The sequence below is a fragment of the Pokkaliibacter plantistimulans genome (genome assembly GCF_003194385.1).
GTDB classification, from domain to species: Bacteria; Pseudomonadota; Gammaproteobacteria; order Pseudomonadales; family Balneatricaceae; genus Pokkaliibacter; species Pokkaliibacter plantistimulans.
Map to the genome: position 1 here is coordinate 1 of NZ_LAPT01000019.1, position 11,098 is coordinate 11,098.

The 11,098-nt window shown below is 58.4% G+C and carries 10 protein-coding genes; all 10 read right to left on the reverse strand.

What is annotated here, in order from left to right; translation table 11 throughout:
• Window positions 1-297: 297 nt before the first annotated feature.
• Entirely contained in the window at window positions 298-681 is a 384-nt protein-coding gene (locus tag WH50_RS04450) for an MAPEG family protein (RefSeq protein WP_243409993.1), read from the reverse strand.
• 45 nt (window positions 682-726) lie between these two features.
• On the reverse strand, window positions 727-1,080 hold the full coding sequence (locus tag WH50_RS04455) for a VOC family protein (RefSeq protein ID WP_104155842.1): 354 nt from the start codon (window positions 1,078-1,080) through the stop codon (window positions 727-729).
• 75 nt (window positions 1,081-1,155) lie between these two features.
• Entirely contained in the window at window positions 1,156-1,587 is a 432-nt protein-coding gene (locus WH50_RS04460) for a hypothetical protein (protein ID WP_110186231.1), read from the reverse strand.
• Between the two features lie 52 nt (window positions 1,588-1,639).
• Entirely contained in the window at window positions 1,640-2,152 is a 513-nt protein-coding gene (locus WH50_RS04465; RefSeq protein WP_110186232.1) for a 2TM domain-containing protein, read from the reverse strand.
• Between the two features lie 108 nt (window positions 2,153-2,260).
• Entirely contained in the window at window positions 2,261-2,656 is a 396-nt protein-coding gene (locus WH50_RS04470; RefSeq protein WP_110186233.1) for a VOC family protein, read from the reverse strand.
• Between the two features lie 197 nt (window positions 2,657-2,853).
• Window positions 2,854-3,642, reverse strand: coding sequence for an alpha/beta hydrolase (locus WH50_RS04475; protein WP_110186234.1), 789 nt, complete (start codon window positions 3,640-3,642; stop codon window positions 2,854-2,856).
• Between the two features lie 155 nt (window positions 3,643-3,797).
• Window positions 3,798-4,115 (reverse strand): hypothetical protein, encoded by a 318-nt coding sequence (locus WH50_RS04480; protein ID WP_133251243.1) that lies wholly within the window; start codon window positions 4,113-4,115, stop codon window positions 3,798-3,800.
• A 38-nt stretch (window positions 4,116-4,153) separates the two neighbouring features.
• Window positions 4,154-5,176 (reverse strand): hypothetical protein, encoded by a 1,023-nt coding sequence (locus WH50_RS04485; protein ID WP_110186236.1) that lies wholly within the window; start codon window positions 5,174-5,176, stop codon window positions 4,154-4,156.
• Between the two features lie 96 nt (window positions 5,177-5,272).
• Window positions 5,273-5,752 (reverse strand): Hcp family type VI secretion system effector, encoded by a 480-nt coding sequence (locus WH50_RS04490; RefSeq protein WP_110186237.1) that lies wholly within the window; start codon window positions 5,750-5,752, stop codon window positions 5,273-5,275.
• A gap of 464 nt (window positions 5,753-6,216) precedes the next feature.
• Window positions 6,217-11,076, reverse strand: coding sequence for a beta strand repeat-containing protein (locus WH50_RS04495; RefSeq protein ID WP_110186238.1), 4,860 nt, complete (start codon window positions 11,074-11,076; stop codon window positions 6,217-6,219).
• Between the last annotated feature and the right edge of the window lie 22 nt (window positions 11,077-11,098).

The window sequence follows — 11,098 nt, forward strand, 5'->3', positions numbered from 1 at the left end:
GTTAGGAGAGATGGTATCTACTGAAGCCGCAACTGCAGATACAAGCCCCACCGGATAGCTACACACCGAACGCCACGTAGGGTGCGATGAGTGCAGCGAATCGCACCGGATTACAACCGAATAAACTTCACGCGATGTGGTGACTACAACGAACCACACCGCATAGCTACACTCCGAACTCCGCGTAGGGTGCGATGAGTGCAACGAATCGCACCGGATTACAACCGAATGAACTCCACGCTAGGTGTCGTTAATACAACGAACCGCACCACCCTCAATCCCTCACAAACAACCAGCTCACCCCAGCGCCAGACCTATCAATGACAACGACGCCACCAGCAGCACCGTCATGGTGGCCACCATCCCGCTGATACGAAAACGCAGGTTCTCCTGCTCAGCACTCACGCCATAGGCATGCAGCACACGGCCCAGCACCAACAGACCACCGAGCAGGTGCAACCACAACGGGCGGGTACCACTTAGCTCCAGCAGCAGCAACAGAATCAGGGCCAAGGGCACGTACTCCATAAAATTGCCGTGCACCCGAATGCGCCGTTGCAGCGGAGCAACGTGGTTATCCCCCAGCGCCACCCGATACTGACGGCGCCCGGCAATCACCCGATACGACAGGAAGATATAAATCAGGCCCAGCAGGCCTGCGTACAAACCAATGGTCATCATGGCACCTCTGAGGGATCCGAACGGGTTCTTGTGACGGTGACGGACTTAGCGATCAGACCATACCGCCAGCTCATTCCCGCTTGGTTCGATAAAGTGGAACCGGCGGCCACCGGGGAAGGCAAAAATCGCCGTGCTGATCACCCCACCGGCCTGCTCCACCAGCTGCTGGCTGTGCTCCAGACTGTCGCTGTAGAGCACCAGCAGCGCCGCGCCGTCGGCTACCCGCGAGGCGCGCTCGGCACGATAGAAACCGCCATTCAAACCGGCCTCGCTGAAGGCGATGTAGTCGGGGCCGTAGTCATCAAACTGCCAGCCAAATACCTGCGTAAAAAATGCTCTGGTTGCCTGCAGATCACGGGCAGCGAATTCCACATAGTTCAGGGCATGGTGTGCATTCATGCGGGGCATCTCCATCGTTGTTGTTATTGACCTAATTTTTACAGACGGGCTTGTGTATCGGGGGCGTAGCAGCGCCTAGCCGGGGCCAGACCACAGACTGGTGGCGGCCCACAGCGCCATCAGCAGGGTAAACAGCAACCACCAGAAATCCTGACGACGCAGTACCCGCTCAGGCTTTTCAACCCGCTGATAACTGACCGGCAGCAGCCGACGCCACTTGCGGTACAGCCAGCCACCCCAGATCAGAGCAAACAGCAGCAGTACGCTGAGTGACTGCAGTGGCGTGACGGCCAGCCCCAGCGGGCGCAGCCACAAGGCCAGCAGCTGGGGTTGCAACAGCACCACCACCGCAAAGGTCAGCCAGGGATAGGTTCGCAGCCGCTGCCCGGTGGCAGGCATCAGACGCTGCGCCTTGTAGCGGGCTCCGCACTGCTCACAGCGTAGCTTCCATGCCCGGCTGTCCGTGGCCTGCAGCGTTCCGCTGCAGCAATCGCAGTGTGTTTTCATTCCCTGACACTCCTTGCCGGTCCCTGCCTGTCTGCTTTTTACAATCTGCTTTTTACAACTTACGCCCCAGACGTTTTTCTATCTGACGCTTTTCCCACGCCGGACCAAAAAACTGGAAGACCTCAAACACGTTGAGACCGTGGCAGGCCAGCCCGACCCCCCAGCCCAGCATCGGCCACCATGCCCAGATATAGCCGGGGCTGGTGGACAGGTTGATCACAAACAGCAGGCTGATGATCAGCACGTACTTGATGCAGTGGGAATAGAATCCCTTGATGTCGCGGACCTGTTCCATCACCTGCTGCTCCTGCGGGCTAAGCCCTGCGTCGCGGCTGACGGCATCGTCCGCTGTCGGCTGGCTGTCTGAAGTGTGAGTAGGCATATCGCTCTCCGTTTGCAGTTGGCTCAGGGGTACTTCGAACACGGCAGCAAGGGCGTTGAGGCTTTCCAGACCAGGGTTCTGGCCGCGCTCTATACGCTGAATAGTCCGCACACTGAGCCCGGTCAGTTGTGCCAGCTGCTCCTGTGACCATCCACGTTGCAGCCGTAACTTGCGTACTATCATCCCTTCCTCTCTCGTATCGAAATTCACTGCCAACATTGCCGGAAAACTGGCTGTCGGGGTGACGACAGCCAGCCGACATCAACCTGACACACCATATAAATCAAAGAGTTACATACTCGTCTGGGGAAACGCCTGCAGCATGCTGACACGATTGCCCTCAGTGTCATGGAAGGCCACATACAGCCCGACACCGGGAATTTCCATCGGCTCACCCAGCACTTCGCCCCCTGCGACACTGACCTTGGTCATGGCCTCGGTGATATCGGCCACCGCAATCACCACTGACGGGTACAGCGGACAGTCTGACCGCTTGGGATAGAAACCACCATTGATCGCCCCGGCGGGCATACCGGGGTTGGCGTCTATCCGGGTGGTGGTGGCCAGCACATAATGGCCCATCTGTTCACCCAGCGCCTGCATCTGCCAGCCAAAGGCGGCGGTGTAGAAGGTCTGCATGCGCTCGGCATCGTCATAGGGCATTTCGAAATGTACGACAGGATTCATGGCATGGGCTCCTGAGGAAAGGGTGGCGACTCCACCACCGGTTATTGTTCTGTAAACCTCGTCAGGAACAGCATGATTTCTCCTGCCGACGGGCTCATTCAGCTTAGACCAGCCGGACTAAAACGCCGCACCCCGGCGCCAAATTGAAACAACTGCGAACGGTATCTGGCCGACGCACCGCTGATCGTGAACAACTGCTACAGAGGAGAGCCGATCCCCTGCTGCAACAAGGGCAGATAGTGCGGGCTGGCAGAAATGCTGGTGTGGTTCACTCCGGCCAGCTCTTCAAGCCGCGCGACGCCGGGGTGAAAGGCCTGTAATAGGCGCTGGCTGTGTGGCGGCGGAATCAGCCGGTCATCACTCGCCACCAGCAGCAGGGTCGGCGCGGTGATGGCAGGTGCATAGCGCCACGACAGATACTTGTCACGCAGCAGCCAGGACACCGGCACATAGGGATACTGCCCGGCGGCCACGGCTTCAATGCTGTCATAAGGTGTCACCAGCACCATTCGCGACACAGGGCGCTGACTGGCCAGCCAGATAGCCACCCCGCTGCCGAGGCTGCGGCCAATCACGGCAATATCCTGATGTTGCTGCGCCACCTGATCGAACAGCGCCAGCGCATCCTGCTGCAGCGCCGCTTCACTCGGCTCACCACTGCTCTGGCCGTAACCACGGTAATGCAGCAGATAGATCGCCCGGTCAGGGAAGGCCTGAGCAAAGGTGGTCAGATTGAGGGACACATCTTCGGCATTGCCGCCAAAGTACAGCACCGCCCCCGCTCCGGAGCGCGCCTCGGTGGTCACCTGCAGCATCGCCCCGGTGACCGGCAGTATCAGTGTATGGGCAGCATCCTGATAACGGCTGGGCTGGGGGAAGTACAGCAGCGAGCGCTGAAACAGATACAGACCCGCACAGATCAGCAGGTAAATGAGCAGCGCGGCCAGCAGCAGCCAGCACAGCAGACGAAGCAGGGAGTTAGGCATCAGGCTCAGTTCCTTTGAGAGAATGGCAGAGGCCTTACCTTAGCAGGGGTGGATGACAGCATGACAATAGTGCTGCGGATTGAGTTGACAGCTCAACCGGCAAGCAGAGCTGCATCTAAAAGGCATCTGCTCAGCCGAACAGATGCCTTGCAGTATCACTGCGTACGAAAAATCTCGAAAATAACGCCGCAGAGCAAAAAACCTATCCCAGATACGACGGTCCACAACGCCAGATATTGGTCTGTCTTGGTTGCTACGCGTCGCGTGGCTTCAGCATTGATCAAAGGCATTCTTTTCGCTTTGTAATGCCACACAATCGCGAAGGCATAGTAAAACACTCTATAACCTCCCCATCCGTCCCACCTCGGTAACGCCAGCCCCTCTTGCACCATTTTCCGTTCAATGCGCTTCATGCTAAAACGCGAAAAAATCAGCAATGAGATAAAAAAGGACATTGAAATTACCAGCGACACGATAAGGAATATCCACCCGTAGTATTCACTCATCATCGTTACCAGCTATTGAGTCGGCGGTCATAGATACTGGATGACCCCCATTGGCCAATATGATCCATAAATGACCCGGCAAAGTAAGCTGCGGCAATACCTACCCCCAACACCACTACCCAGCCCAGCGGGGTAGCGGCTAAACCAATCGCAACCGCAGCGTTAGATGCCAGTCCGGCACCGAAAGCTCCTCCCATAACACCAAAGGCCAAGCCCGTCGATTCCACCGTGGCGGTACGCATCCAGTCGCCGCCCTGACGGTACTGGTCAACGACTTTTTTGCCTCGTGCCCCGACTTCCAGCACCAGCATACTGTTGCCGACAATATCCGAGGCACGGGCCAGCCCGCGCAGCAGGGCAATATCCCGTGAGCCGCTGAGGTTCAGTCTGGTGTCGTCACGGTGGCTTTTGGCGATTTCGATGCCCCGGTCGGCATTGCTCCAGATCGTGCCGCGGCCTTTGACTTTGGCAAAGTGTTTTTCCAGCGCCACCCTGAACTGCTCATTCAGCCGTCGCCAGGCCGCCCGTGCTTCGTCTTCGTAACGGCGCAGTACATGCCCTGGCTGTTTGCTCTGGTGCGCTTTGCGTACATCCAGCAAGGCCTTTTCATAGGCCGTCAGCTGATTCATCAGTACCTTGTCGCGTGCCGCCCAGCCACCCGCTGCGGCGCCGATACCATCGCGCCAGTGGTTATCACTCCAGTCGGCAAGTCGGTGGTTGATCGGCGCCATGGTGTCCTCATAGAAGGCGGCCAGCGCCAGCGTGCCTTCAAGGCCCAGCTGTTTCACCAGCCCGACGATATTGGCCCGCTCGCCGGGAGTGAGGCCGGTCAGTTCGTTCAGCTGTGCTAAACATTGCTGGCCCGGTGTACTGGCGGAAGTGCGCACCACATAGGGCGTGCCGGGTTGGATCACGGCGTTGTGACGCAGATGGGGGTTGTCCCGCACGAAGCAGTCCCAGGCTTCGGGAGAGGTGAATTCGCCGGGTTTAAGCTGGCGTGTCGCTCCGGCAATACAGAGTTGACCCATAGGGATGTCCTTATGCTGAAGAGGGCAAAGTGGATAACAAAAAGGCTCCCGAAGGAGCCTTTTCTTGCAGTGCAGTCAGGCAACCATGTGCCCTGATTACATCTGCTGGCCTTTGAGGCCGCTGTAACCGTAGACCAACGGCGCCATAACGTTGTTGTCGTCGTCGGTAGGCGTCACGGTCATCATCATTTCGGTGTAGGAAATGCGGATGGTTTCAACGGGACGGTCGTCCTGAATGGACACGCTGTAGTGAGAAATCATGGCGTCGGTCAGTTCGATCTTCATGATTTCTTCGACTTTGTCGCCCTGCTTGGTCATGTGGAAGATCGCACTTTTGGCTTTACCAATGGTGGCTTCCTTGAACAGATCGGGTGAGGAGCGATCCTGGAATTTGGTGATGGTGATGTCACCCAGACGTGCAGCGCTGGCTTCACGGTCCATGGCGGTACCAGTGTGAGCGGTGACCACGCGGTCGATAGCCCAGTCCATGGACAGCAGGGTGATCAGATCTTTGAACTGTTCGGCAGTGGCTTCGCCCTTGATGCCTTCGTAGTTCAGGTAGGTATTACTTTGCATGCTTTTCTCCTAAGCATGGGGGTTGATAACCGCTCATGGAGCGGGCTTCCTTGTTCGACGGTGGTGTTTTGGCGCTCAGTACAGCCCCTCCCCCACTCATTATCTCCCCTCACGAATGCCAACCACGTTCCCTGAACAGCACAGACCTAAGCCTTGTCCGACGGGCAAACTGATCATCCTTGAGGATCACCCTCGTGAACGAGGGCCCCTTATGTTGCGGGCGTTACCTTAGTGCATTGAGCATTATTGGTAAACAAATGTTTACCATCATCCTGTTACAGGCAACAATCCGATGACTAAAAATTCGACATAACATGCTGATATATAAAATAAAAAGGCACCCTGCCGGATTGCGCCAGCAGGATGCCTTTATTGTTACAGCAGGTAATGTTCTGTTTATCTGCAAGGTGAGCCAGACCTGTTACAACCCTGACTCACCTCCCAAACAACCGGTCAGAACTCAGTTAGGCAGCAGCCTCCAGCCCTGCATCCGTCGCGGTCGTGTAGGTATCAACCGTGGTGTCGGTGGTGCTGCTGCCGGTCAGGGCAGACAGCAACAACTCGGCAAACTGGTCGAGGTTTTCCGACGTCCACACGGTGGCCATGTCGAAGCTGGTATTGGCCGAGTCGGCCTGGGCTACCAGCTGGTCCATGCTGAGGGTGGAGACGGTGTTACCGTCGCTGTCCACCAGCTGTAGTTCCTTGACGTCGACACTGGCGTAATCGCTGATCGTCACCTGAGCGAAGGACTCGCCATCCACCACGTAGTTGATCACCAGATCACTGCCATCAATGGCGGTGTAGACGTTGTCACTGGTCATGTCCTTGTTGAAGAAGGTGTTGGCAGCAATCTGGATCACATCATTGCCACCGGCCTCTTCGTACACGGTGTTTTTGCCATCGCCCAGCGAGATCACGTAGGTGTCAGTGCCCTCACCACCGCGCAGGTCATCGTTACCCATGCCGGAGTAGAGGGTGTCGTTACCGGCACCACCGGACAGGTCATTGTCACCGGCGTAGTTGTAGGCGATTTCGTAGACCATGATGGCCGCTACCAGCCCTTCAAAGTCGTCGAAATTGGCCAGACCGGTGCTGTCAAAGCCCAGCTGCTCGGCGATCCAGTCCAGACCGTCGAAGGTCCAGCTGATGCCGGTGTCGACGCCATCGGCGGCGGTAGACAGGGCGCTGTCGATGGCATCGCTGACATCGGCATCGGCCACGTACTCAAAGGCACTGCTGATGGAGCTGATGGCCGAAGACAGGCTGTCGGCACCCTCATCCACCAGACCCGACAGGGCATCGCCGATATCGACGTCAGCCAGATCCAGCCCGGTGAGGTTGTTGAGGTAGCTGATGGCCGTATTGGCGGTGCTGTCCAGATCATCGCCGAAGCTGTCGGTAGCCGACACTACGCTTTCCAGCACATCGGTGATATCACCGGCAATGCTGTCCCAGACGTCGTACAGGTCGTCCACCAGAGTGTCGGTCAGGTATTCGGTAATGGCGTCGAAGCCGTCACCAATGCCTTCCCATACCGAGTTGAGGCTGTCAGCACCGTCCAGCAGGATAGTATCGAGCAGACCCCAGCCAAGGCCGATCATCACGTCGTCACCGTCGTTACCGGAGATATAGGTACCGGCGGTGGTGGCGAAGATGGTGTCGTTGCCGTCACCACCCATCAGCACGTTGCCGATCAGGTTCAGATCACCAAACGAGCCGCTGGCGAGGCTGTACAGTTGTGAGCCAACATACTTGGCGCTCATCAGCGCTGAGCCCCAGTCACTCCAGCTCTCGTAATCGTTCTCGGTCAGGCTTTCAAGGGTGTTGAACACCGTGGCCTGCGCCAGACCGATGATCACGTCGTTGCCCTCACCGCCCAGCACCACGTTGTTGGTGGCATTGGAGACGATCAGGTCATCGCCGCTGTCAGCCACAGCGATGGTGGTTTCACCGTTGAGGATCAGGGTGTCATCACCGCTGCCGCTCTCAACAAAGTTGAAGCCGGTATCCACGGTGATGGTCGACTTGCTGGTCGAGGTTGCCTCAGTAGCGGTATCGGTGGTCTCGGTTTCGGTGACGCTTTTCAGCGTGCCACTGCTACCCAGTACCACGATGGTGTCGTCACCGGCATCGGTCAGTACCACGTTGTGTTCACCGTAGATCACCGCCACGTCATCACCGGCACCGGTCCAGCCGACGTTGAACTCGGTGCTGTAGGTGGTTGTGGTGGTGGAGGTACTGGTGGCTTCCTCGGAAGCTTCTTCCGCGGTGCTGGTAGAGCTGGAGTTGCTGGAGGTAGACACCATCACCAGCACGTCATCATCAGCACCGGTCACGGCGACGTTGTAGGTACCGATCTGGGTCACCACGTTGTTACCGTCACCCGCAGACACCACGTTGACGTTGGCACTGTCACCGCCCATGGCGATGGTAGTGATAACATCATTGCCGTCGCCAGCAGTCACAATGTTGGCCTTACCCAGGGTCGTGACCACGTTGTTGCCTTCACCGGCCACTACCGCGCTGTAGGAACCCAGCACAGTGACCACATCATCGCCGCTGCCTGCAACGATACCGTTGTAGGTACCTACGGCAGTGATGACATCATCACCGGCACCGGATACCAGAATGTTGTTGGTACCCAGCGCGGTGATGATGCTGCTGTCGCTGCCGGTCAGCACCACGTTATTGGAGCCGATGGCAGTGATGACATCCGTGCCACCGTCGCTTTCTGCGGCGGAGGACAGACCGGCTTCGTTGACCAGATCAGTGGCGTAGATGCCCGCCGTCAGGGAATCCACCAGACCGACTGCCGTGGCGGCGATTTCCTCATAGCTGCCGGTGACAGCGATGTTGTTGGAACCGATGGCAGTAATGACGTCGGAGCCTTCATCACCGTAGACGATGTTGCTGGAGCCGATGGCAGTGACGACATCGTCACCGGTACCAGACCACAGCACGTTGGTGCTGCCCAGCGCAGTAATAACGTCATTACCGCTGCCGGTGTAGACCACGTTGACAGAACCGATGGTGGTGACGATGTCGTTACCGGCACCGGTGGTCAGGTTGTCTGCCAGGAACTCGCTGACGGTATCCAGCGCGTCACTGTCAGTGGCATCCGCCAGTTTGTCAGCCAGCCAGGTCAGGCCATCACCCAGCCCCAGCAGTACCACGTTGTTGGCACCGATGGTGGTCACTACGTTGTCGCCCGCGGTGTTCAGCACCACGTTGGTTTCACCAATGGCCGTGGTGATGGTATTGGCACCGTTGGCCAGCAGCACGTTGGCGGCGCCAATGGCGGTCACCACATCATTGCCCTTGCCGGTATAGACCAGGTTAGCCGCACCGATGGCCACCACGATATCGTCACCGCTGCCGGTATTGATGGCGTCCTTGATGTACTCCACCCCGGCTTCAATCGCCGCATCGGCCTCATCACTGTCGATGGCCTCGCTGAGCAGATCACCGATGCCCTGGCTCAGGCCTTCAATGATGGAGCCGGTTTCGGTCAGCACCACGTTGCCCGCGCCGAGCGCGATCATGGTGTTGTCGCCTTCCGCCGCCACCAGCAGGTTACCGGCACCAGCGGCCACCATCAGGTTGTCGCCGCCATTGCTGAACATCAGGTTGGCTGCGCCGACACCGATCAGGGTGTTGTTGCCACCGCCGCTGAGCAACGCATTGGTGCTGCCCAGCGCGCCGACCAGGTTGTTACCGCCGTCGAGATAGGCAATGTTGAGGCCGCCGCCCATGACCACGGTGGAATCACCGCCGCCGCTAACTACAACGTTGGCACCACCGGCGGCAATGATCTGATCGTTGCCGTCGCTGGCGGTGATGACGTTGGCACCGCCAAGGGCAATGACGTCATCCTTGCCGCTACCGACTACGGCCACATTGGCGCCGCCGTAGGCGCGAATGGTGTCGTTGCCAGCACCGCTGGTGATGACGTTAGCACCGCCGTAGGCATTGATGGTGTCTTTACCGGAGCCGGTCGTGATGACGTTGGCACCGCCACCGGCGGTGATGTCGTTCTTGCCGTTACCCGCTTCGATAACGTTGGCGCCGCCCCAGCCTGTAATGGTGTCATTGCCACCGGCCGTGGTGATGATGTTGGCCGCACCGGCCGCCTCGATCGTGTTGTTACCGGCACCGGCGTCGATTTCGTTGGCACCGCCATCAGCGACGATGGTGTCGTTGCCTGAACCGGCGGTGACGTAGTTATTGCCACCGTAGGCAGTCACCTTGTTGGTGCCGTCACCGACATTGATCACGTTGCTGCCACCGGCGGCATACACGGTATCGCTGTCATCGCTGACCTGGGCCTGGGTCGTGGTGACGGTGGGGATCTTGATGGTCGTACCGAATACCTTCACCGTCTTGTAGGTGGTGGTGTAGACGGTTTCGTACTCGGCCGAGCCGCTGGTGTCGATGACGTTGCTGGCGCCATTGACCACCACGTTGTCATTACCGCTGCCGGTGGTGATAACGTTGCTGGCCGAGTTGGCGGTGATGGTGTCATTACCGCTGCCTGAGTCGATTACGTTGGAGGCCGCGTTGACGGTAATGGTATCGGCCCCCCCCTTGGTGTTGATGACGTTGCTGGCGCCGTCGGCGGTCACGCTGTCAACGCCGTCGCCGGAGTTGAGCACGTTGCTGGCACCGCCCAGCACAAAGGTGTTTTTGCCACCGCTGTCTGTCACGATGTTGCTGCCACCGTACGCGGTCACCTTGTCATCACCACTGCCGACGGTCACTTCGTTACCACCGCCTGCCGCATAGACTTCGTTGTTGCCGCTGCTGGCATCCACCACGTTGTAGCCGCCATAGACCTTGATGGTGTCGTTGCCGGTACCGGCATCCACTTCATTACCACCACCGGCGGCATAGACGTAGTTGTTACCGTTACTGACATCGATGTTGTTGTAGCCACCGTAGGCCTTGACCGTGTCATCACCGGAACCGGCGCTGACTTCGTTGTAACCACCGCTGGCGGTGACCGTGTTGTCGCCGTCACCGGCATCGATCAGGTTGGCCGCCGCCGCCACGGTGATGGTGTCGTCACCACCGTAGGTCTTGATGTTGTTGTAGGCACCATCGGCGGTCACGGTGTCCGCACCGCTGCCGGAAGTCAGCACGTTGCTGGCACCACCCAGTACAAAGGTGTTGGTGCCGCCACTGTCGGTGACCTTGTTGCTGCCGCCGTAGGCTTCGACGCGATCATTACCGGAGCCGACGTTGACGTCGTTGGCGCCGCCGTAGGCATAGACCTTGTTGTTGCCGGAGCTGCTGTCGATATCGTTGTAACCCCCGTAGGCAGTCACAGTATCGTTGCCGGAACCCGCA

Bases quoted from the DNA above. Each gene is read 5' to 3' on its own strand.
- WH50_RS04450 (WP_243409993.1), bottom strand. From the start codon at position 681: ATGATGACCATTGGTTTGTACGCAGGCCTGCTGGGCCTGATTTATATC.
- WH50_RS04455 (WP_104155842.1), bottom strand. From the start codon at position 1,080: ATGAATGCACACCATGCCCTGAACTATGTGGAATTCGCTGCCCGTGAT.
- WH50_RS04460 (WP_110186231.1), bottom strand. From the start codon at position 1,587: ATGAAAACACACTGCGATTGCTGCAGCGGAACGCTGCAGGCCACGGAC.
- WH50_RS04465 (WP_110186232.1), bottom strand. From the start codon at position 2,152: ATGATAGTACGCAAGTTACGGCTGCAACGTGGATGGTCACAGGAGCAG.
- WH50_RS04470 (WP_110186233.1), bottom strand. From the start codon at position 2,656: ATGAATCCTGTCGTACATTTCGAAATGCCCTATGACGATGCCGAGCGC.
- WH50_RS04475 (WP_110186234.1), bottom strand. From the start codon at position 3,642: ATGCCTAACTCCCTGCTTCGTCTGCTGTGCTGGCTGCTGCTGGCCGCG.
- WH50_RS04485 (WP_110186236.1), bottom strand. From the start codon at position 5,176: ATGGGTCAACTCTGTATTGCCGGAGCGACACGCCAGCTTAAACCCGGC.
- WH50_RS04490 (WP_110186237.1), bottom strand. From the start codon at position 5,752: ATGCAAAGTAATACCTACCTGAACTACGAAGGCATCAAGGGCGAAGCC.